Below are 22,890 nucleotides of genomic sequence, written 5' to 3' on the forward strand. Positions count from 1 at the left end.
TCACCCACTAGCTTTAGAAATTAATTTACCCAAAATATCTGATATAACATCAACCGATGAAATAACACGCGGATATTCCATTCGGGTGGGACCAATAACTCCAATTTTTCCAACTGCTCGATTTGAAATATAATAAGTTGCTACAACCAGTGAGCAGTTTTTGATATCTTCAACCTCATTTTCCTGGCCAATCTTAATTTCAAGATCAGAACCAGAAATACTGTTAATGATTTTGTTAAGCATTTCCTCCTGATCAAGCAGTCTGAGCATTTTTTTTACCTTTTCTAAATCATTAAATTCAGGCTGTTCTAAAATATAGGAGGTACCCCCCAGATAAACTTTAACTCCACCTGGTTCAAATGCACCTTCAAACTCATTATAAAACTGTTTAAACAGGCCAACAGACAGGTCCAGCCTGGCCATTAGTTCTTTTTCTACTTCTTTTAAATATCTAGTATCCAGATTAGCAAGTAATTTATTTTCCAGCTTTTCACTTAAAAATTTATTAAGATAGGAAATTTTACCCGTGGATAAACTCTGATCCAGATTGATAATTTTATTATTAACCATTCCAGCATCAGTTACCAGAACTAAAAGCAGCGAATTATCTGCCAGCTGCATAATTTCAACTTTTTTTAAACGGCTCACCTGACTCTTAGGCTCACTAACCATAGCAGTATAATGAGTCATATTTGAAAGCATTTTTGCCATACCAGAAATTATATCCTGTACATCCTGAAGATCCTGATACAAATTTTCTATATTTTCGATTACACCAGGGGCCTCATTCTTTTCTCTGCTGACAATCTGATCAACATAATAACGATAACCCTTATCAGAAGGCACTCGACCAGCAGAAGTATGAGGCTGTTCTAAATAACCTAAATCTTCTAGATCAGCCATTTCATTTCTGATAGTTGCAGGACTTACATCCAGATTATATTTTTTTGCAAGTGTCCTTGAGCCAATCGGAGATGCAGAAATTATGTGTTCCTGAATGATGGCCTGCAGTATTCGTTTTTTCCTTGGATCTAATTCTTCAACCATCATTTCTCACCTCTTTTTTTAGCACTCAATTAAGGAGAGTGCTAACAGCTAATAATAAAATAACATATTGATTTTTTTTTGTCAAATTATAATTCAATTTAGTCCAGCAAAAATTTCAAAAAAACTTCATTTGCCAATTCTTTTCCCTTCTCTGTTAAATAAATACGTTCATTTCCCTCTTTAATTAATTTACTTGACTTTAATTCTTTAATCTCATCTTTATATACTAATTTAAACTCTAGATCAAATTTACGATAAAATTGATGATAAAATATGCCTGCTGAGGTTCTTAATGCCAGAAATGAATATTCAGCCATTTGTTCTTTCTTACTGAGGCAGTTCAAATTTCTAATTTTAATTTCTGGATTAGGATTAAATTTTTTTACCGAATCTAAAAGCTGATTATTTTCAATTATTTCTTTAAAACTTAATTTTTCCGGATTATAATATTTAAGATAATGATTTAAATCAGCTATATTTTCTGATCTACAACTGCCATCAAAAGCAGCCGCCCCTGGTCCTAGTGCTAAATAAGGCTCAAATAACCAGTAAATATAATTATGACGAGCTCTATAAGCTCTCTGAGCAAAATTTGAGATTTCATAGTGTTGATAATCAGCAGCAGTTAGTTGTTCTAAAGCAAACTCATACATCTCTGCATCCAGTTCTTCTGCCGGTAATTTGAGTTCACCTCTATTATAACGCTTATAAAATGGTGTGTTTTCGTGTATTTCCAGGTTATATAAAGAGATGTGAGGAGGTTTAAAACTTAACAAAGTTTCCAAATCTTTTTTTAACTCATTTAAAGTCTGATTGGGCAAAGCAAAAATCAGATCAGCACTATAATTATTGAAATAATTGTTAACTAAATTTAATATCTTTTTATTCTTTTCACCACTGCTTTCTCGTCCCAAAAAGCTTAAATGATGATCATTAAAACTCTGAATTCCTACACTTAATCTGTTAATTCCGGCTCTTTTCAAAGCAACTATTTTTTCTTCATTAATAGAAGCAGGGTTTACTTCTGCAGTAATTTCTGCAGTTGGAGTGACCCTAAATCTCTTTCTTATCAATTTGATCATTTCTTTAATATAAAATGTAGGCACCAGAGAAGGAGTCCCACCACCAAAATAAATTGTCTGCAGTAAATTATTATCTACTTTTTGAGATAATTCTTCCAATTCCATAAAAAGGGCGAACCAGTAAAGGTCCACCCTTTTTTTCGAATATTTAACTGAATAAAAGTCACAGTAAGGACATTTACTGCTGCAGAACGGAAAATGAATATATAAAGCATTTGCTTGCTTAAAACTTAAATCAGGCATTTTCATCCCTCTCTAAAACTGTCATAAATGCTTCCTGAGGAATTTCTACACTTCCAACCTGTTTCATTCTCTTTTTTCCTTCCTTCTGCTTTTCTAGTAATTTTCTTTTACGGCTGACATCTCCACCGTAACATTTCTGCAGAACATTTTTACGCATAGCAGGAATATTAACTCTGGCAATAATTTTCCCACCAACAGCAGCCTGAATTGGAACTTTAAACATATGTCTTGGTATTACTTCCTTTAATCTCCTTACCAGAGCATTCCCCTGTTGATATGAATTTTCGTCATGTACAATTGTAGAAAGAGCATCAACAACCTCTTTATTTACCAGAATATCAAGTTTGACCAGCTTTGATTCTTTATACCCTTCTAACTCATAATCTAAGGTTGCATAACCCCTGGTCTTTGATTTTAACTGATTAAAAAAATCAGTAATAATTTCACTTAAAGGCATTTCATATTTTAAGGTAACTCGATCTTGATCTATATACTGCATGTCTTTAAATTCACCCCGATTATCCTGACAGAGCTCCATTGCCTGACCAACATATTCTTCCGGCAGATGAATCTCTGCAGTTACAAAAGGTTCCTTAATTTTATCAATTTCGCTTTGTTCGGGAAAAGCTGCCGGATTTTCTATTCTAAGTTGCTCACCATTCTTTTTGATAATCTGATATTCAACACTGGGAGCGGTAATTACAAGATCCAGATCATATTCTCTTTCCAGTCTTTCCTGTATAACCTCCATATGCAGCAGCCCTAAAAAGCCACAGCGAAAGCCAAAACCAAGCGCCTCAGAGGTTTCGGGCTCAAAAGTAAAGGATGCATCATTTAACTGTAATTTTTCTAAAGCTTCTTTTAATACTTCATAGTCAGCATTGTCAGTCGGATAAAGTCCGCTGAATACCATCGGCTGTACTTTCTGATAACCAGGAAGAGCTTTTTTAGCTGGATTATTTTTTAAAGTAATTGTATCTCCGACCCTGCAGTTTCGAACATCTTTAATCCCTGAAATAATATAACCGACCTCACCTGAACTCAATTCGTCTTTTTTCTGCATAGCCGGGCTAAAAAATCCAACCTCATCAACCTCATAACTTTTTTGATTGGACATTAATAAAATTTTATCCCCTTTTTTAACCGAACCCTCCATTACTCTTACATAAGCGATTACTCCCTGGTAGGAATCATAAAGAGTATCGAAAACCAGAGCTCTTAAAGCTTTGTTTTCCCCGTTGTGAGGTGCTGGAACACGCTCAATAATGGCTTCTAGAATCTGATCAATATTGGTTCCCTCTTTAGCACTGGCTAAAATCGCCTCATCCGGATCTATTCCTATGTCTAAAAGCTGCTCTTTAACTCGCTGAGGATTGGCGGACGGTAAATCAATTTTATTAATAACCGGAATAATTTCTAAATCATGCTCTAAGGCCAGATAAATATTGGCCATAGTCTGTGCCTCCACACCCTGAGCAGCGTCAATTACTAAAAGAGCTCCCTCACAGGCAGCCAGAGATCGAGAAACCTCATAGGCAAAATCAACATGGCCAGGAGTATCAATTAAATTTAACTCAAACCCCTGATGCTCAATAGTTACTGCTTGAGCCTTAATTGTTATCCCTCTTTCTCTTTCTAAATCCATTTTATCTAAAACCTGTTCCTGCATTTTACGGTCTGTAATAGTTCCTGTATATTCTAACATACGATCAGCAAGAGTTGATTTCCCGTGATCAATATGAGCAATTATGCAAAAATTTCTTATTTTTTCAGTCTGCAAAAAAACTTCCTCCTTTTTTGAATCATTTTGCTCTAACCAAAATATATTTACAGCAATTTTATTATATTATACTTGGCTCTATTAATCAATTCTCTTTTTAGGCTGCCTTAATTAAGATAGATATCTTTAAACTCTTTTAACCTGGGACTGATTTTTTAAATTTAACTCTTGCATTTTAAAGAACAACATGTTAAAATTGAAATGTTGCAAATTAAGTCTGAGAGTATAAATACTTACATTTAAGAGGGGGTGAAGTTAGATGCCTATTATTAAATCTGCTAAGAAAAGAGTTAAAATCACAGAAAAGAAAACTGCTCAAAATCGCGAGTGGAAGGACAGATTAAAAAATGCGATTAAGGATATGGAAAAAGCAGTTGAAGCAGGGGACAAAGAAGCTGCTGCAGAACAGTTAAAAGAGACTAAAAAGGTCATCGATAAGGCTGTAACAAGAAATATTATTCATAAGAACAATGCAGCCCGCAAAAAATCCCGCCTCACAAAGATGTATAATAATATGTAATTTAAAATTGAATTTGTTTAAAAGATAGCTATCTTTTAAATTATTAAACTCATCCAGCTGGGTGAGTTTTTGTTTTTAAATATAAAAATCCAGCCCCTTCGTCTGAAGCTGAGGCTGGATTTTTTTAATAGGCAATTGATTTAATTATAATCATTTCTAAAGCGGTATTCTGATCTGGGTAGTAACCGGTTAAAAAATGATAATTAGCCTGTAAAATTTCTTCTAGAATTTTTTCAAGTTCTTTTTGAGTAAAGTTTTTACATCTCTGCATTGCTTTTTTTACTGGATAGGGGTGCTTATTTATTTTCCTGGCTATTTCTCGGTTATCATGAGTATACTGACTGTAAAATTTAACCTGCATCAAAAGTTCAATTTGATTCTTGAGCATTGTCAGTAAATACAGAGGATATACTCCTTTATTTAACATTTCTTTTAAAGTCAAAAGAGCCTGATCAGTTTTTTTATCACCAATCAAATCTAAAAAACTAAAAATTTCTTCATCTTCTAAAAATTTTTCTCTACTGATTATAGCCTTAAGATCATAATATGAGAGCTTCTGCTTATCTGGATAGCGAGTCATAATTTTTTCTATTTCACTATTTAAAATTTCCAGTTTGTTACTAAACATATTTTCCAGCATTTTTACACTCTGTCTATCAATTTTTTTATTATGGTTGTGAAAACGCTTGACAATCCACTGATCCAAATCTCGATAACGAGGAGTTTCAAATTCCTGATACACAGCAATTTTTTTTAAATTAAGATAAAACTTTTTTCTTTTATCCACCTTATTTGCTGTTAGAAATAGCAGACTTACACTCTTATCTAAATTATTAAAAATATCCAGAAGCTTCTGCTTTTCTTTCTGGTTTAAAGATTCATCGTCACCAAAATGAGAAACAACAAATCTTTTTTCTGCTCCCATCGGAGGAGTCTGAACAGCATTTGAAAGTCTTTTTAAATAGTCTTCTCCCGGATTAACATAAGAAAGATTAAAATCCCTTATTAACTCCGGCACAAATTTTGCGATAAATTTCTCTTTAAATTTATTCCTTAAATATGAGTTTTCTGCATAAATATAATATAAACTCTTTGCTTTTTTTTCACTCTTAATAAATCCTTCTACATCCATTTTTATTACACCTCAATAATTATAAATAACTTTATCTGCTATTATAGTTTAACATATTTTAGGGATCCTCTCCAGTCAGAAAAATAACTCAACTGAATTTTTATTTAAAAGTGTTTAGCTTAATATTTTGACCATCAGAAATTATTTTAATCATTCCCTGCTGATCAGTACGTAAATATTTTATTTTTAACTTATTAAATCTATTGATAACTTCTCTGGCAGGATGACCAAAATTATTTCTGCCAACAGAGATAATAGCCAGCTTAGGTTTTAATTGTGAAAGCATAATTTTCCCACTTGAGCTTTTACTGCCGTGATGACCTACCTTGAGAATATCAATTTCAGGTAGATTATATTTTTTAATTATTTTTGCTTCCCCATCTTTAGATAAGTCACCTGTAAACAAGAAATTTCTTTTTTTATATTTCAGTAGAAAAACAATTGAGTTTTCATTCCGATCTTCGCTAATATTATCTGGCGCCGGATTCAATATTTTAAAGTAACAATCAGCAATTTTAAAACTCATGCCTGCAGTTAAAAAGTTTACTTTCGAATCTTTATCTATTTCTGCTGCCAGCTGATAATGTAAATCAGTTTTTTGCAGATAGGGAGGAATCATAATTGATTTAACATTTTTCCGCTGAAGCAGATGGCTAAGTCCTCCTGCATGATCTGCATCAAAATGACTGATCATCAGATAATCAAGACTTCTAATGCCAAGGTAATTAAGATATGAGATAATACTGTATTCGATATTTCTACCTTCACTACCTGGAGGTCCTGTATCAAGCAGCATATTTTTGCCATCTGGAAATTGAATTAATATCCCATCTCCCTGTCCGACAGCTAAATAATTTATTTCCAGATTACCAGATGTTGGATTTATAAAAAAAGAAATTATAACTATGGTTAATAGAACTGGAACTATTAACCGCCAGATTCTATACTGCCTGGCTTTTAAATTAATATATCTTTTTTGATAAACATAGGGTAAACTAAACAAAAGCAAGTAGTAAAAAATAACAATTATTACTTTAGGGTGAGCAATGATCAGGGCTTTACCCTGAATCGAAGTCATCAGCTCCAGACCAGCAAATAAAATTTTCAATCCCAGGCTCACTAAAAGAACAGGGACTTTTAGCAGATTTAAACTTATAAAAGAAAATATAAGTATAAAAAATATTAAAGGTAGAAGTATTGTAATCAATGGAATTGCCCAGAGATTTGTGATTAAAGCAATAAAAGAATATTCATTAAAATAATAAGCAACTACAGCCAGAGAAGAAAGTTGTGCAGAAACTGAGACAGCAAAAAAAACCGGTAAAAACTGATTAAATAAAGGAGTTAGATAAAATAGTGCCAGTACAAGAATATAAGATAGCTGTAAAGATACACTAAATAAAGCAGAAGGATCTATAATCAGGTTGACAATTAAAGTTAGAGAAATAATATTTAAAAAATCTCCCTCACGATTAAATTCATCTGACCATAAAAATAATAAAGCAAGTAGTGCCGCCCTAATTATAGAAATAGCAGCCCCGACCATGATAATATAGATAAAAGTTAAAATGCTAAGTAAATAAAGCGCATTTCTCCTTTCAGAACAGAGTTTAAATAAAATAAAAGAGAAAGTAAAAATTAAAATACCCATGTGCAGTCCCGAGATAGCAAGCAAATGACTGGCACCTGCATTTCGAAGCAGTGACTCCTGCTTATAGCTTAAATATTTTCTTTCACCAAGCAAAATTGCTTTAATAAAGGCAGCCTTATCTTTAGAGAATAAACAATTTATTTTTTTGATAAAAATTTTTTTAATATTAATAATTAAGTTTCTAAATGTTTTTTTCTGCCTGAGCAGACTAATATTATGAGGGTCCCACCCCTGAAGATAAATTTCTTGCTTTTTTAAATATTTAAGATAAGAAAATGCACCCGGATTTAAAGCAGGAGTCGGTTTATTTAATTTCAGTTCCAGGCTAACCAGATCACCATCATTAAACCTCTTAATCATTTTAGAATTTAAAATTATTTTACCATATTTAGTTTTTTTCCCATTAATCCTAACTGGTTTAAGACAAATCTGATCACTTTCCAGATCACCAATATCAAATTTAATTTCAGCCAGAACTTTATTCAAACCCTCATCAGCAGAATTTATACAGGAGTAATTACTTCTATATTTATATTCCTGAAAGCTATATAAAACACTACCAAGAATCAGAAAAAGTATTAGCAGCCAGATATAAATTGAGTTTTTGCTGCTATTTAAAATAAAGAAAATATAAAAAAACAGATATACTATTTCGATAAATATAAATATTTTTAGAATATCTATTAGTTCCATCTTAATCAGTAAATAACTACTTAAAATTCCAGTCATTAAAGCTGCAGCCAGAAAAAAAGCAGGTCTCCTCTTAATTTTCACTGTAAAACAATCTCATCTCTAATATTTTCCAGCGTTTTTTCTCCAATACCACTCACATTTAAAAGGTCTTCTTTACGAGAAAAATAATCATTTTGCTCTCTATACTTTATAATAGCTGCTGCCTTGGCAGGACCAATTCCACTCAATTTTTCTAAGCGATTTTGATCAGCCTGATTGATATTAATCAAAGAACTATTAGCTGAAAAATTATTAATTACAGACTTCTCATTTACTTCATTTTCTGGATCAGCAAAAGTCGAACTAGGTTTAATTTTCATTTTTTCTTCAATAAATATTTTCTGGCCATCATATAATTTTTCAGCCAAATTTATCTTAGCCAGATCAGCCTTTTCTTTAAGACCGCCAGCAGCCTTAATTAAATCAACCAACCTGTCATTTTTATTTAATTTATATACTCCAGGTTTTTTTACATTTCCCGCCAGATGAACAACAATTTTTTTATCTAGTTCTTCATTATTTATATTATCCTGCATCTTACCTGTCTCTAAAATATTTAGATTACTTTCTGAACCGGAATCCAGAACTGACTCAGGATCCTGATTATAATAAATAAAAACTATCAACAACACAAATACTACTAAAATAAAATTGACTTTATTTTTAAACATTATTACACCTCCTAAATCTTTATTCAAGATAAAATTTAGTTTTCCTGTATTTTTTTTACAATTTAACCAAAAAAATATAGCAGCCTTAGCTGCTATTTTCTAAATTTGTCTTAAATGATCCTTAATTTTTTTTATTATTAAATCATTGGCTATCTCATTTAATCCTCCATGAGGAATAATAATATCAGCCTGATACTTACTGGGTTCAACAAATTTTTGATGCATAGGTTTTACAGTTTTTAAATATTGATTTTTAACAGACTCAAAAGTTCTGTCTCTTTCTTTTATATCTCTACTGATTCTTCTTAAAAGCCTGATATCAGCATCAGTATCAACATAAATCTTTAAATCAAAAAGATTTTTTAATTCTTCATAATGAAAAATCAAAATACCTTCCACAATAATTATCGGAGCCGGTTGGACCTTTTTCTTTTTTGCAAGTCTTTCATTTGTTTTATAAGAATAAACTGGTCTCTCTATAGTTTTACCGGCTTTAAGTTCCTGCAGCTGTTTTACCAGCAGATCAGTCTCAAAAGAATCAGGATGATCAAAATTAATTTTATGATCTGCAACTCTAAAATGACTACGATCATAATAATAATAATCATGTTTTAAGATTGTAACATTATCCTGAAAAGAATCTTTTAAAATTCTGGCAAGTGTTGTTTTACCTGATGCAGTTCCGCCTGCTATTCCAATTAAAAGTGCACTCATTCAGTTAACTCCTTTTTATTTATTAATATTTGTTTCTATTAATCAAACAATTATTTTAACTTTATTTGCTTTATTGATTAAAATTACTTACTCCCTGTTTTTATGAATAATTTTTCTGCTATATCAATTAACAAATCTTTTTTGAGCTGCCCGGGCAGTAATGTACTTGTTTTAATAAAAGCTGGCAGTTTTCTGGCTAAACTTTCATCTTTTTGCTGATAGTTTTCTCTAACCAGTTTTAATAGTTCCTCAAAACTGTAAATCCGATACCGATCAATATTCAAAGAAGCAGCCAACTCCTCCAATAATCTGGTCACAATAACCGTATAGCTGGAACTATAATCAATTTCTAACATATTAACCAGCTTAGGGATTAAATTTTCGAAAAACGAACGAAGATAGGGTTTTTCAGCCAGTGATAATTGTTTTAAAAGTCTTTTTATAATTTCTTCATCAAGATTCAGCAAATAATTAATAAAATAACTTTCATTCTCTTTAATATTTAAATAATATTTATCTCCAGCCAGGTCTTTAAAATACCGCAGTGTATCATAATAACCCATTTTAATATTTTTACGAGCATTTTGTTGATCAAAATTTAACATTCTTCCCAGTTCCTGACTGGGATTAATAAAAATTAATTCTTGTTTTTTATCAGTCTTTTTTTCTATATCTCCAAGCCCATAAGTTCTAATTGCTATTATATTTTTATATCCTTTGTTTTGGAGAGTTTTTATTGGCAAATTCTCATAAAACCCACCATCGATTAAAATTTTACCGTCAATTCTCTGCATCTTAAAAGCGGGTAAATAAGAGCTGGCCATAATATAGTCAATAACTTTTCCCTCCGGAATATCTTCTAAAAATAACTCCAGCGGTTTTAAATCACTTAGAGAAAGAGTAACTATTGCAAAATTAATATTAGATTTTCTTAAATATTCCTCATCTATATTTTCTTCTAGAATTTCTCGTAAAAACGAATTATCGAGACCTCTATTCTGTAATACTTCTTTCGCTTTGTTAATAAAATATGATAAATTATTTTGATTAATACTTAAATTCAACAGCTCAGATAAATATTTATCCTCTATATCTAGAACCTTGGAGGTGGAAATATTATACCAGTAATCATAGGCTAGATCCAGTTTATCCTGGACAAACATAGCTCCATTCATTGCTCCAATTGAGGTGCCAGCAACTGCTTCGATTTCAATATTAAGTTCTTTAAGAGCTTTCAGAGCACCTATATGATAAGCTCCTTTTGCTCCCCCACCTTCAAGCACCAGTCCATACATTTTTATTCCCCTCATATGTGTTTGTTTTAAAATATATCAAAATAATATAAAATATATAACGAAATAAAAATAAACTACAGCCCTCAGACTGCAGTCAAATGGCGGGAATGTGTGGGAATCGAACCCACCACAGACAGGTCCGCCTGCCTGCCATTAGATTTGAAGTCCAGGATGTCCACCATGGACACAGCCACTCCCGACTATTTTCTTTAATAATTTTAACATGATATTTCCAGTTATTCAAGCAGTTATAATAAAAGAATTAATCTCTTTAGCCAAAAATCAAAAACCACTAGAGTTTATTTCCAGGATAACGAATATCTCCTCTGCGCACAGTAAGCTGAAGTTGATCACATTTTTCTAAAAGTACAAGAGCATATTTACGGCTGCTATCTAATAGGTCTCTAAATTCTGACAGTTCAATTGTTTTATTTGTTTTAAAATAGTCTTGTAAAATTATTCTTATTCTTAAAAAAATATTTTTATCAAAATATAGATCCTGATCCAGACGGATTAATTCTGAAGTCTGCTCAAGATAATCTATTATAGATTCCAGCTCCTGATTTTCTGCCAGAAGTTCTTTTCTGCCTGGAGGAGCAAAATAATTTTCTCTAATTTTATTTATAACATACTCTTTCTGTTTTTTTTCTCTGTCAGTCAGCTTAATATTAAAATTTCGCAGAGCAACAAGATGTTTTTTTTCGATTAGTAAATTTTTATCGAATAAGATATTTAATATTTTATCTAATTCTTTTTTGTTTAAACTTAAGGTAAGTCTGGAACGAATTTCTTCTCGGGGAATTCCTAATTTAAGTCTGTGCTGTTGATGATAATCATTTATAACTTTGCTTATTTTATCTGCTAAATCATTAAAATTATCGTGATGAATAAAACTATAATCAGTTTTTAGTTCCAAAATCTTATCTGCCTCCTTTAATTCTGAAAGGAGACTTAATATGTTTTCAGTCTTTAAAGAAGTTTTCTTTTTTAAAAAATTTAGATAAGTAATAGTTTGATTTTTAATAAATAACTCCAGCGTATCTTTGATAGTTATCTCATTTAATAAATTTAGATGATTTATTACTTCTTTCGAATCTTTTTTTCTTCTGGGAGGAGGATCAATTTCTAGTATTTCACCACCACCTATAGTTTGCAGAGGCGAGAAACGCCTAAGCACAAATTTCTGTCTGTAATAAGGTGATATTTTTTGTTCAAGCTTGATTTTTATAAATATTTCTTCTCCGGGAAAAGCTTCTTTTCTTCCATAAATATTAAGAGTTCCCATCACCTCATTAGCACCAGCATAAAAATGAACTCTGTCCCCATTTGTTACCCGAAAATTTATTGAATCAAGAATCTTCAATTTTGCTTCCACATACTTGGTACTAAGTAAAGACTCAGCAGTAGAGATAACATCACCGCGACTGATTTCATTTTTATCTGGATAACTGATATTAAGACCCACTCTGGTGCCTGAATTTGCTCTTTTAATTTTTTTTCGATAATTTTCCATGCTTTTAATTTTTATCTTCCTTGCTTTTGGGTATAAATATAATTCCTGTCCTGAAGAAAATTCTCCTGTAAATAGAGTTCCAGTAATAATAGTTCCCTGTCCCTTCAAAGAAAAAACTCTATCTATAGGATAATAAGGAATTTGCCCAGTCGAATTTGTTTTCATCTTAGCGGCTAGTTCAATTATTTTATTTTTTAATTTTTTTATTCCCTGTTCTTTAACTGCTGAAACCTCCAAAATTTCTGCATTATCTGCAAAAGTTCCGCTAAATTGGTCTAAAATATCCAGTTTTATTAAAGCAAGCCATTCTTTATCAACTAGATCTATTTTGTTAATTACAATTAGAGCTGATTTTGTTCCCATTAACTCCAATATTGAAAGGTGTTCCTTTGTCTGAGGCATTACACCTTCATCTGCTGCCACTACTATTAAAGCCAGGTCTATTCCACCTGCTGCTGCAAGCATTTTATTAACAAATTTCTGATGACCTGGAACATCTATAATTCCCAGATTTAAATTGCGCACCTGAGTTTCCTTGTTTTCCAAATGTGTAAAAGCAGATTCAATCGAAATTCCTCGCTGTTTTTCTACCAGCAGGCGATCGGTATCTTCTCCGGTTAGCGCTTTAATCAAAGTTGTTTTGCCATGATCTATATGACCTGCTGTACCGACAATTACATTTTTACTCATTTAAAACACCTCAGATACGGCTTTATTTATAGAAGCAGCCAATTGATCAAGCTGTATCGATCTAACAGTTTTCAAATCGAAAATTGCTCTGTCTGCCTGAATTCTAGCAATTACAGAATTTTTTGAAGTTCTAAGTTTTGAAACGAAATTTTCGATATCTTTTGTTCCAGTTTCAACTGCCAACCCATAGCTGTCAAAAGTACTTACCGGAAAAGCTCCTCCACCTACCCTGGCCTCTGTTTTTACCAATTCAACCTTTAATCCTTCTACTTTTTTAATCTTCTTTAAAAGTTGCTGAGCTTTTAATTTAACATTTTCTGGATTTTCTGTAATCATTTTTAAAGTTGGAATTTTTTTAACTGCCTCATCAAAATTATAGTAAAGATTAAGCGTCTCTTCCAGTGCTGCAAGAGTCATTTTGTCTACTCGCAGGGCTCGCATCATTGGATGTGATTCAATCTGATTTAAATATTTTTCCCTACCAACAATAATCCCCGCCTGTGGCCCCCCTAAAAGCTTATCACCACTGAAAGTTAAAATATCTATCCCGGCTTCTATTCTTTCTTTTACAGTTGGCTCATCTGGAAGACCATATTCACTTAAGTTGAATATGATTCCACTGCCTAGATCTTCAATTACTGGCAGATTATTTTTTTGGGCTGCTCTTACCAGTTCTGATGTTTTGGCTGAATGTGTAAAACCTTCGATTCTATAATTACTTGGGTGAACCTTTATAAAAGCGCCAGTCTTTTCACTAACAGCATTCAAATAGTCTTTTACATAAACTCTGTTAGTAGAACCAACTTCTTTTAAAATAGCCCCACTATTTTCCATCACCTCAGGAATTCGAAAAGAGCCACCTATCTCAACCATTTCACCCCTGGAAATTACTACTTCTTTATCCCGCATCAGAGCAGTTAAAATCAGCATCACTGCTGCCGCATTATTATTAACAACCACAGCAGATTCAGCTCCAGTTAAATCCTTAAATATTTTTTTGACTTTTTTAGAGCGATAACCGCGCTGACCACTTTTAAGATCAAGTTCCAGAGTAGAATAATTTTCTGAAACTTCCATAACTTTATTTAAAGCTTCTTTTGCCAATATTGACCTACCAAGATTGGTATGAATAATTACTCCGGTAGCATTAATAGCTTTTTTTATGCCAACATTTGACTCTAATTTTAATTTTTCTGCTAGATTATTTATTATAATTTTTATATTTAAAGAACTATAATCGAATTCATCTTCCTGAATTTCAACTCTGGAATTAATAATTTGACTGCGAATTTTATCCAGTTCTTCTCTCAATACTTTTAAAAATTCTTTTCTTGAATATTTTTCTATTAATAAACCAGCCTCAGGTGAAGCCAAAAAATCATTTACAGCTGGAATAGATTGCAGAATCTCCTTTTTTTGCATTTCAATTCCCCCAAATTTATAATTTTATCCTATAATATTATTTCTGCCAAAATAGTCTAATACCTTTAAAAAACAGATATAAGGAAACCCACACTGCTCGCAAACAGAGTGGGTTTCTCACTTCTCCATTCTTAAATAATTTAATATTATTTAAAATGAAGTTTGTCGAGGGAATTTCGACAAATTTATTTAATTGTTTTTACCCAGAGACCTCGTTCATAACCTTTACTATGGTCTGTTTCCAGACAATTAAAACCCAGTCCCCGATAAAAACTTATTAATTTTTTATCTTCTAAAGAAGAATAGAGCTGTAAGTAATGTGCATCTAAATTCTTTAATTTATCTACTGCCTGCTGAAAAAGCATTGTTCCAAGTCCCTGATTTTGATAATCAGGTGAGACTGCAAAACGTTTAAGAAGATATCTTTTCTCGCTAATCTCTTCCAGTCTAAGAGAAGCAATTATTTGATCTCCATCACTAAGCACCAATACAGTATTTCTATTTAAATCTGCCTTTACAGCTTCTAATTCTTCTCTTAAGGCAGAGTTAATTACTTTCTCTCCATCATCTTTCTTCGCATAATCTGCAAAGGCCTGCTGCATTAAAATATGGATTTCCTCTGCATCAACTAATTTACCCTGTCGACATGTATACTTATTCTTTCTGCTAACTGCTGTCATCACTGCAATCACCCCTATAGTGTAGCTGTCATAACAGCTTTAATTGTATGCATTCTATTTTCAGCCTGATCAAAAACCTTAGAATACTTGCTCTCAAAAATTTCATCTGAAACTTCCATTTCTTTCAATCCATATTCTTTAAATATTTTTTTACCGTTTTCAGTTTCTGTATTATGATAAGCTGGCAAACAGTGCAGAAATATAACATCTGGATTTTTTGTCAGCTTAATCATTTCCATATTAACCTGATAGGGAGTTAAAAGTTCAATTCTTTTTTTGAATTCAGCTTCTTCACCCATTGAAACCCAGACATCAGTATAGATTGCATCAGCACCTTCAACACCATCTTTAATATCAGCTGTTATTTCAATTTTTGCTCCTGACTCAACTGCTATTTTTTTGCACTCTTTAATCAGATCTTTATCAGGCCAGAGTTCTTTAGGAGCAACAATAGTATAATTAATTCCCATAATTGCTGAACCCACCATAAGCGAATTCGCCATATTATTCCTTCCATCACCAGTATAAACCAAATTTAAATCTTCCAGTTTAGAAAAGTTCTCTTTTAAAGTCAAAAAATCAGCAAGAATTTGAGTTGGATGATAAAGATCAGTTAATCCATTCCAAACTGGGACACCCGCATATTCGCCCAAAATTTCGACAGTTTTGTGTTCATAGCCTCTAAACTCAATTCCATCAAACATTCTCCCCAATACTCTTGCTGTATCTGCGACAGTCTCTTTTTTTCCAAGCTGAATATCATTTTTACCAAGATATTCAGGCATTCCCCCTTCATCTTTTGCAGCTACTGCAAAAGCACATCTGGTTCTGGTAGATGGCTTTTCAAAAATCAAAGCAATATTTTTCCCCGAGAGACTTTTCCCTTCAATACCTGCTCTCTTTTTGGCCTTCAAATCCTCCGATAAAGATAATAAATAATTAATTTCGTCCTTTGAAAAATCTTTAAGAGTTAATAAATTTCTTCCTTTTAAATTATAAGCCATAATAATCTCCTCCTTAAATTCTCGCTGGCTTTTAAAAATTATTTGCTAATTCTTCAATTACTTTAATAATTTAAAAAACTAAAATATCAAGTTAAAAAAACAATGATCTTATAAAAACCATTATAAACTAAAAAACCCCCGTACTCTTAACCAAAAGAGACGAGGAATTACCCGTGTTACCACTCCAGTTGCCAGCAATAACTGACCACTCTAGAACTTAACGCGTGTCCGACGTCTCCACCTACTTCTTTCAACAGAGATCCTCCTGAGTGCGTTTCAAAATAATCTACCTGATGGACTTTCAGCTACTCCACCTTGCTTCTAAAAGCAAAATTATTTTTACTTTCTCATTCACTGGATTTATTTATTATGAATCTTATTTTTTATAATTATATAGCTGTCCTAAGAGAATTGCAAGTATTTTTAAAAAGTAAAAATATTCTGATAAATTATTTATATATATTAATTACTTTCTTTTTTAAAATCGATAAAAAATATAACCACCTCTAAGTCCAGTCGATAACCATTGCAGTCCAGGCTCCAGGCAGGCATCCAGCCTGCCGCCTGATCACCTTCATTATATTTTAATTATCATAATAAAATCCATTGTGAGTTACAACTCGTGTTATTTCAGGATGAAAATAACTTTTAGATCCAGCTTTTTTATCAAAAACTCTCAGTAAAACAAATGAAAGTAAAAATCCGATTCCAGAGCCAATAATTCCAGCTATTTCTGCACTACTGACAAACACAGATAACCAGCTGCTGCCGGCAAAATAACCAGCTATAATAGCTACTAAAGGCAAAAGATAAACAATAAAAGCAGAAAACAAAATTGGCCTGGCCCCCATTTCTAATTCAACCATATTACCAACCTCTGCTCCAATTGGATCATTTACAAGAACTTCCATCTCTTCTACCTCATGTGAATCATCAGCCAGCATACATTTTTCGTCACAGTGACTGCAGGCAGATGTCCTTATTATCTGAACCAAACTCTGACCATCTTCTTTTTTTATCACTCTTGCTTTTTCCTTCATCAAAATCACTCTTTCTTCAATTAATTATATAAATCCAATCAAAAACAAATATTACAAAAATCATGATCAAGCTTCAGTTTATTAATCCAAATATATTTTAACAGAAATAATTTCTAAAATAAAGAGCATTTATCACATTCAGAACACTTTTTGAATAAATAACTATTACAGCGCGGACATTTAATTGTTTTAAATTTTTCCATCTTATAACCACAGGTAGGACAAATTATTTTCTTATCCTCACTGTTCTGTTTGTTCAAATTACAATTATCCAACCTGCTGCACCCTCTTTCTTTTAAAATTAATATCAAATAAATAGACAGTCAAGATTTTAACTCAATTAAATTAAGTTAATTTAAAATATCAAAAAATTAACAAGCCCCCCAGTTATAAATGCTGTAATCCAGCTTCCAAACCAAATATAAACTGCTTCTTTAAAATTTCTTTCCTTAACCATAATCATCATTGCTGCTATACAGGGTACAAATAGAGTCAAAGTAATTAAAGAAATAGTTACCTGAGCTGGAGTCAGTGCAATGGCAGTCAATCCTGCAGCACCAAAATCACGACGAATTATTCCCATTACAAAAGCTGTAGCTGTTTCCGCAGGCAGTCCCAACCAATTAACAGTTACTGGTTCTGCCAGGCTGGTAATTAAAGCAAGAAGTCCTGTTTTCTGCATCACAGTAATTAAAGCTGCACCTAAAACGAAGATAGGACCAGCTTCTTTAACAAAAGCTACTGTCTGCTGATAGGTTTTATTAAAAACATTCTTAAGATCTGGTAATCGAATCGGAGGTAGATCAATTAAGAGATCACTTGATTCACCAGGCAAAACTTTATTTAAGAAGGTGCCTGCAAGAACATAGACAGCAAATATTGTTAGAACATATACTAAAATATATACAAGATCAAGCTGAGCTATTAACCCTGCAATAACTCCAAGCTGAGCTGAACAGGGGATAGCAAGACCAAGAAGAAAAATAGCAATAATTCTTTCTCTTTTGGTCCCCAATAATCTGGTGGTGATAGTAGCCATGGTCACACAGCCAAAGCCCAGAAGCATAGGGATAATTGCCCTTCCATTTAGACCAATTTTTTGCAGTAATCGATCCATCAAAACAGCAATTCTTGGCAGATAACCCGAGTCTTCTAGTAAAGAAAGTAAAAAATAAAAACCGGCAACTAAAGGCAAAAGAAGGCCAAAAATATATGTTACCGCCATGGTTAAAATCCCATATTCTCCAGCCAGCAGCTGACCAAAAAAGTTATCAAAACCAATTGAACTGGCTATTATATTTCTAACAAATGGCTCGTAAATATCAGTAAAAATATATCCTTCTGTAAAATCTACAACAGTCTGCGCAATAAAAACTCCAATAAATTGATAAATAAAATATAAAAGCACTAAAAGCATCGGAATTGCAGTTGCTGGTTTCAACATATATGAACCCAATTTTCTAGCAAATTGACCTGTATTCTGATCATATGTCAAAACACTATTTGTAATTTGATCTACCCTCTGACGACGAGCAGTATAAATTTCTTCTCTGAGATCAGGAATATTCTGAAGCTCAGGATAATTGCAGCGAATATTTTCATCTTCCTCTAGAATCATTAAAGCATCAGCTGTGTTTTTCACTGCTGTTCTTATATTATTTAATTTCTGACCTAAATTAGAGTTGTTGGAAAATATACTATTACCCTTAACCGCACTATCAATTGAATCTCTAACCCGATCTAAACCTCTATTTTTAGCAGCAGTTGTGGGAATAACAGGAACTCCCAGCTCTTTTTCCAGATTTTCCAGATCAATAGAAATATTATTTTTTTCTACTTCATCCATCATATTTAAAGCAACAATTATTTTTTTGTCGAGATCAATTAACTGCTGTGTTAAAAAAAGATCTCTTTCTAAATGGCTTGCATCTACAACATTAATAATAATATCCGCAGACATAATAAAATCCCTGGCTACTCTTTCCTCATCATTTATGGAACCGACTCCATAAACTCCTGGTGTATCATAAACAGCTGCATCTCCCATTTTCCCGCTGCTTATATCAAGGGTAGTCCCGGGATAGTTAGAAACACTGACATAAATCCCTGTAAGATAATTAAAAAATATTGATTTACCTACATTAGGATTTCCAGCCAGCACTATCTTTTTATTAGCCTGCAGTTCACTATCAATATTTATCTGACTGCAGTCGTTCAATTAAATCATTCCTTTTTTCTTGACACTTATTTTCTCAGCTGTCCTGCGACCAATAGCAATCTCCTGCAAATTTTTCTTTAAAATAACAGGTCCACCTGGCATTGAACCAGCACACTCTATTTCCGAACCCTCACTAATTCCAAAACGCAAGGCCTGTAAACGAGTATCCTTATCTTCAATTTTATCTATTATAAATTTATGTCCATGTTTCATATCAACTAAAGTCATCAATTTTACCTCCTGCTGCTTTGCTTCTTTTTATAAATAAGCTTTAGTTATTTAAATTAACTTTACCAGCGATATTTATTTCTCTAACTTTATTATACTGAAAACGATTTTCAAAGTCAACAGCTTTTATCAATTTATAGTTGAATTATCAAGTTTATAAATAAGAGTTACTAATAAATAAACTCCTGTAAACTGAATTTACATTCAGCTCCAGGAGCTATTTAAAAAATAACTATTTATTTTAACATAATTCGAATAATACAAGTCAACTGTAAATTTTACTGAATGACTAAATTAACTAATTTCTTTGGAATATAAATAGTTTTAATTAAATTACCGTCTTCAAGATAAGATTGAATTTTTTCGGCAGCCATAGCTTTTTCTTTTACTTTAGTTTCAGGCGCATCGGCAGCCACATTAATCTTATCTCTTACTTTACCATTTACCTGAATAACAATAGTAATTTCATCTTTTTTAAGAGCCTCTTCATCATATTCAGGCCAGACTGCCTGATGAACATTTCCGGCATGTCCTAAATACTCCCATAACTCTTCTGTAATAAAAGGAGCAAATGGAGCCAGTAAAAGCACAATGTTTTCAGCTACATCTTTAATTAACACAGCATCTGTATTCTCTGAACTACGGTCATTAAGATAAGAATATACTTCATTTGTTAATTCCATAATTGCACTGATAGCTGTATTAAAGTTTAATCTTTCACCAACATCTTCAGTCACCTTTTTGATACTGGCATGCATTGACCGATAAAGTTTTTTAGCCTCTTTATCCAGAACGTCAACATCAACTTTTCCTTCAGCGTTTTTAATCAAATCAAGGTTCTCAGTTACAAAACGCCAAACACGATTTAAAAACCGATCAGCTCCTTCAACTCCTTTATCACTCCACTCTAAATCTTTTTCTGGTGGTGAAGCAAAAAGTATAAATAATCGGGCCGTGTCAGCACCATATTCAGCAAGAATATCTTTGGGATCAACAACATTTCCTTTAGATTTAGACATTTTTGCTCCATCTTTAAGCACCATTCCCTGAGCCAACCAATTTGTAAATGGTTCTACATGATCAGTCAGGTCCATATCGTGCACAACTTTTGTAAAGAAACGAGCATATAGAAGATGTAAAATTGCATGCTCAATTCCACCAATATATTGATCAACAGGGAACCACTGATCTACATTTTTCTTGGTAAAAGGTTGTTTCTCATTTTTAGGATCTGCATAACGCATAAAATACCAGGAAGAATCAACAAAAGTATCCATAGTATCAGTTTCACGTCTTGCTGGAGCACCACATTCAGGACAGGTAGTATTAACAAAACTCTCTACTTTTTTTAATGGAGACTCACCGGTTGGAGAAAATTCAACATCATGAGGTAATTTAACCGGCAAATCTTCTTCTGGCACTGCAACTGGACCACAATCATCACAGTAAACAATCGGAATTGGAGCTCCCCAGTATCGCTGACGGGAAATTAACCAATCACGTAATCTGTAATTGGTTTCAACCTTTAAGAATCCTGCTTCAGAAAAATCTTCTGCCATCTTGTCAAAAGCTTCTTCTACACTTAAATCATTATATTTACCAGAATTAATTAAATATCCATCTCCAGCGTAGGCTTCATCCATCTTTTTACCAACCAGTTCTTCTTCTTTATCTTCCGGCTGGATTACAGCTTTTATTTCAATATCATATTTACGGGCAAAATCAAAATCTCGCTGATCATGAGCTGGTACAGCCATTATTGCACCTGTTCCATAACCCATCAGTACATAATTTGCTATATAAATTGGTATCTCTTTATTATTAACTGGGTTAACAGCATAAGCACCTGTAAATAAACCCAGTTTTTCTGATTCTGCTGAAGTTCTTTCCTGTTCTTTTTGTTTTTTAACTTTCTTAACAAAAGTCTCAACTTCTTCCTCTTTATCTGTACCCTCAGTTAATTCTCTGACATAAGGATGCTCAGGAGCCAAAACCATATAAGTTGCACCAAATAGGGTATCAGGTCTGGTGGTAAATACCTCCAAATCTTTATCAAGTTTTGGCAGCTTAAAGTTAACTCTTGTACCTTCACTTCGGCCAATCCAATTTTTTTGCATTAATTTAACTTTTTCGGGCCAGCCATCCAGTAGCTGATGATCATCTAAAAGTCTTTCTGCATAATCAGTAATTTTTAAAAACCACTGTTCTAAATCACGTTTATCTACTTCAGTACCACAACGTTCACAGGATTCGTTTACAACCTGTTCATTTGCCAATACTGTCTCACAACTAGGACACCAGTTAACAGTAGATTCTTTACGATAAGCTAAATCATCATTAAACATCTTAGTAAAAAACCATTGAGTCCATTTGTAATAGTCCTCTGCTGCTGTTGTTACTTCGCGATCCCAGTCATAACTTAAACCCATAGCCTTCATCTGTTCTTTCATATGAGCAATATTATCCCAGGTCCATTCCTTTGGATGAATATTTCCATGCTTTATAGCTGCATTTTCTGCAGGTAAGCCAAAAGCATCCCATCCCATTGGATGCAAAACATTATAACCCTGCATTCTCTTATAGCGGGCAATAACATCACCAATTGAATACACTCTCACATGACCCATATGTAAATTACCGGATGGATAAGGGAACATTTCTAGAACATAATAATTCTCCTTATCAGGATCATCTCCAGTTTTATGTAAATCTGATTCCTCCCAGTTTTTAAGCCATTTTTCCTCTACTTTTTGAAACGGATAATAGTCCTGCAAAGATCTTCACTCTCCTCATTAAATTGAAATTTTATCTTTCTATAATAAAATAAAATTAAACTCGGGTCAGTCTACTCTTTATCTTGCTCTTCCTGCCGCAGAATTTTCTCTGCGTCTGACCAGAGCCTTTCAAGATCATAATACTCTCTTTCTCTTTTTTGAAAGACATGAACAATTACATCGGCATAATCAATCAAGACCCAACGGGCATCATTCATTCCTGCCATTCTTTTAGGTTCAATACCTTTTTCTGCTAACTTATCTTCAATAGCTCTGGCAACCGCTCTGACCTGCTTATCCGAATTAGCACTACAAAGTACAAAGTAATCAGCAATTACTGTTAAGCCCTGTACATTTAAAACATCTATGTCTTCAGCTTTTTTATCATCGGCAGCATCAGCAGCCATTAAAGCAATATCTTTAATATTTAAATCTGACATTAATAACTTCCTCC

At 32.8% G+C, this 22,890-nt stretch carries 18 protein-coding genes, 1 tRNA gene and 1 other annotated feature; of the genes, 1 reads left to right on the top strand and 18 read right to left on the bottom strand.

Features of this window, described 5'->3' with window-relative positions:
- The 3 genes from hrcA to lepA form a co-directional block, all read right to left on the bottom strand.
- A complete protein-coding gene (hrcA, locus tag DFR80_RS06620; RefSeq protein WP_233493754.1) occupies nucleotides 1–1,050 on the bottom strand; it encodes a heat-inducible transcriptional repressor HrcA in 1,050 nt (349 codons plus the stop codon).
- 95 nt (nucleotides 1,051–1,145) lie between these two features.
- Nucleotides 1,146–2,372, bottom strand: coding sequence for a radical SAM family heme chaperone HemW (gene hemW / locus DFR80_RS06625; RefSeq protein WP_114489525.1), 1,227 nt, complete (start codon nucleotides 2,370–2,372; stop codon nucleotides 1,146–1,148).
- Entirely contained in the window at nucleotides 2,365–4,152 is a 1,788-nt protein-coding gene (gene lepA, locus DFR80_RS06630) for a translation elongation factor 4 (RefSeq protein WP_114489526.1), read from the bottom strand. Before lepA ends, hemW begins: the two co-directional genes overlap by 8 nt.
- A gap of 259 nt (nucleotides 4,153–4,411) precedes the next feature.
- Between lepA and rpsT the strand changes: the two genes are divergently transcribed.
- Nucleotides 4,412–4,672 (top strand): 30S ribosomal protein S20, encoded by a 261-nt coding sequence (gene rpsT, locus DFR80_RS06635; protein ID WP_076544558.1) that lies wholly within the window; start codon nucleotides 4,412–4,414, stop codon nucleotides 4,670–4,672.
- Between the two features lie 124 nt (nucleotides 4,673–4,796).
- Here the strand turns inward: rpsT and holA are convergent, their stop codons facing one another.
- The 15 genes from holA to rsfS all read right to left on the bottom strand — a co-directional run bounded on the left by holA (nucleotide 4,797) and on the right by rsfS (nucleotide 22,876).
- Entirely contained in the window at nucleotides 4,797–5,804 is a 1,008-nt protein-coding gene (gene holA, locus DFR80_RS06640; protein WP_114489527.1) for a DNA polymerase III subunit delta, read from the bottom strand.
- A 100-nt stretch (nucleotides 5,805–5,904) separates the two neighbouring features.
- Nucleotides 5,905–8,229, bottom strand: coding sequence for a DNA internalization-related competence protein ComEC/Rec2 (locus DFR80_RS06645; RefSeq protein WP_114489528.1), 2,325 nt, complete (start codon nucleotides 8,227–8,229; stop codon nucleotides 5,905–5,907).
- Nucleotides 8,226–8,858 carry a helix-hairpin-helix domain-containing protein gene (locus DFR80_RS06650; RefSeq protein ID WP_114489529.1) on the bottom strand — a complete coding sequence of 211 codons (633 nt, stop codon included), beginning with the start codon at nucleotides 8,856–8,858 and terminating at the stop codon, nucleotides 8,226–8,228. Before DFR80_RS06650 ends, DFR80_RS06645 begins: the two co-directional genes overlap by 4 nt.
- Nucleotides 8,859–8,957: 99 nt before the next feature.
- On the bottom strand, nucleotides 8,958–9,572 hold the full coding sequence (gene udk / locus DFR80_RS06655) for a uridine kinase (RefSeq protein ID WP_076544554.1): 615 nt from the start codon (nucleotides 9,570–9,572) through the stop codon (nucleotides 8,958–8,960).
- A gap of 83 nt (nucleotides 9,573–9,655) precedes the next feature.
- Entirely contained in the window at nucleotides 9,656–10,867 is a 1,212-nt protein-coding gene (locus DFR80_RS06660) for a patatin-like phospholipase family protein (RefSeq protein ID WP_114489530.1), read from the bottom strand.
- 99 nt (nucleotides 10,868–10,966) lie between these two features.
- Nucleotides 10,967–11,065, bottom strand: a tRNA-Sec gene (locus DFR80_RS15190).
- A 94-nt stretch (nucleotides 11,066–11,159) separates the two neighbouring features.
- A complete protein-coding gene (selB, locus tag DFR80_RS06665; protein WP_114489531.1) occupies nucleotides 11,160–13,070 on the bottom strand; it encodes a selenocysteine-specific translation elongation factor in 1,911 nt (636 codons plus the stop codon).
- Nucleotides 13,071–14,492: an L-seryl-tRNA(Sec) selenium transferase gene (gene selA / locus DFR80_RS06670; RefSeq protein WP_114489532.1), complete on the bottom strand. Its 1,422-nt coding sequence runs from the start codon at nucleotides 14,490–14,492 to the stop codon at nucleotides 13,071–13,073.
- Between the two features lie 185 nt (nucleotides 14,493–14,677).
- Nucleotides 14,678–15,172: a GNAT family N-acetyltransferase gene (locus tag DFR80_RS06675; RefSeq protein WP_233493764.1), complete on the bottom strand. Its 495-nt coding sequence runs from the start codon at nucleotides 15,170–15,172 to the stop codon at nucleotides 14,678–14,680.
- A gap of 14 nt (nucleotides 15,173–15,186) precedes the next feature.
- On the bottom strand, nucleotides 15,187–16,182 hold the full coding sequence (gene argF / locus DFR80_RS06680; protein WP_369862653.1) for an ornithine carbamoyltransferase: 996 nt from the start codon (nucleotides 16,180–16,182) through the stop codon (nucleotides 15,187–15,189).
- A 146-nt stretch (nucleotides 16,183–16,328) separates the two neighbouring features.
- Nucleotides 16,329–16,540, bottom strand: a binding site (T-box leader).
- 220 nt (nucleotides 16,541–16,760) lie between these two features.
- Entirely contained in the window at nucleotides 16,761–17,216 is a 456-nt protein-coding gene (locus tag DFR80_RS06685) for a SoxR reducing system RseC family protein (RefSeq protein WP_076544548.1), read from the bottom strand.
- Between the two features lie 355 nt (nucleotides 17,217–17,571).
- Nucleotides 17,572–19,434, bottom strand: coding sequence for a ferrous iron transport protein B (gene feoB, locus DFR80_RS06690; protein WP_114489534.1), 1,863 nt, complete (start codon nucleotides 19,432–19,434; stop codon nucleotides 17,572–17,574).
- Nucleotides 19,435–19,662, bottom strand: a complete 228-nt coding sequence (locus tag DFR80_RS06695) for a ferrous iron transport protein A (protein ID WP_076544546.1) — start codon at nucleotides 19,660–19,662, stop codon at nucleotides 19,435–19,437.
- Between the two features lie 278 nt (nucleotides 19,663–19,940).
- Nucleotides 19,941–22,436: a leucine--tRNA ligase gene (leuS, locus tag DFR80_RS06700; RefSeq protein WP_076544545.1), complete on the bottom strand. Its 2,496-nt coding sequence runs from the start codon at nucleotides 22,434–22,436 to the stop codon at nucleotides 19,941–19,943.
- A 71-nt stretch (nucleotides 22,437–22,507) separates the two neighbouring features.
- Nucleotides 22,508–22,876: a ribosome silencing factor gene (rsfS, locus tag DFR80_RS06705; protein WP_076544544.1), complete on the bottom strand. Its 369-nt coding sequence runs from the start codon at nucleotides 22,874–22,876 to the stop codon at nucleotides 22,508–22,510.
- Nucleotides 22,877–22,890: the final 14 nt, after the last annotated feature.

The sequence above is a fragment of the Halanaerobium sp. ST460_2HS_T2 genome (assembly GCF_003337665.1).
GTDB lineage: Bacteria > Bacillota > Halanaerobiia > Halanaerobiales > Halanaerobiaceae > Halanaerobium > Halanaerobium kushneri.

Coding starts and splice junctions, on each gene's coding strand:
- hrcA (WP_233493754.1), bottom strand. CDS start 1,050: ATGATGGTTGAAGAATTAGATCCAAGGAAAAAACGAATACTGCAGGCC.
- hemW (WP_114489525.1), bottom strand. CDS start 2,372: ATGCCTGATTTAAGTTTTAAGCAAGCAAATGCTTTATATATTCATTTT.
- rpsT (WP_076544558.1), top strand. CDS start 4,412: ATGCCTATTATTAAATCTGCTAAGAAAAGAGTTAAAATCACAGAAAAG.
- holA (WP_114489527.1), bottom strand. CDS start 5,804: ATGGATGTAGAAGGATTTATTAAGAGTGAAAAAAAAGCAAAGAGTTTA.
- DFR80_RS06650 (WP_114489529.1), bottom strand. CDS start 8,858: ATGTTTAAAAATAAAGTCAATTTTATTTTAGTAGTATTTGTGTTGTTG.
- udk (WP_076544554.1), bottom strand. CDS start 9,572: ATGAGTGCACTTTTAATTGGAATAGCAGGCGGAACTGCATCAGGTAAA.
- DFR80_RS06660 (WP_114489530.1), bottom strand. CDS start 10,867: ATGTATGGACTGGTGCTTGAAGGTGGGGGAGCAAAAGGAGCTTATCAT.
- selB (WP_114489531.1), bottom strand. CDS start 13,070: ATGAGTAAAAATGTAATTGTCGGTACAGCAGGTCATATAGATCATGGC.
- selA (WP_114489532.1), bottom strand. CDS start 14,492: ATGCAAAAAAAGGAGATTCTGCAATCTATTCCAGCTGTAAATGATTTT.
- DFR80_RS06675 (WP_233493764.1), bottom strand. CDS start 15,172: ATGACAGCAGTTAGCAGAAAGAATAAGTATACATGTCGACAGGGTAAA.
- DFR80_RS06685 (WP_076544548.1), bottom strand. CDS start 17,216: ATGAAGGAAAAAGCAAGAGTGATAAAAAAAGAAGATGGTCAGAGTTTG.
- DFR80_RS06695 (WP_076544546.1), bottom strand. CDS start 19,662: ATGACTTTAGTTGATATGAAACATGGACATAAATTTATAATAGATAAA.
- rsfS (WP_076544544.1), bottom strand. CDS start 22,876: ATGTCAGATTTAAATATTAAAGATATTGCTTTAATGGCTGCTGATGCT.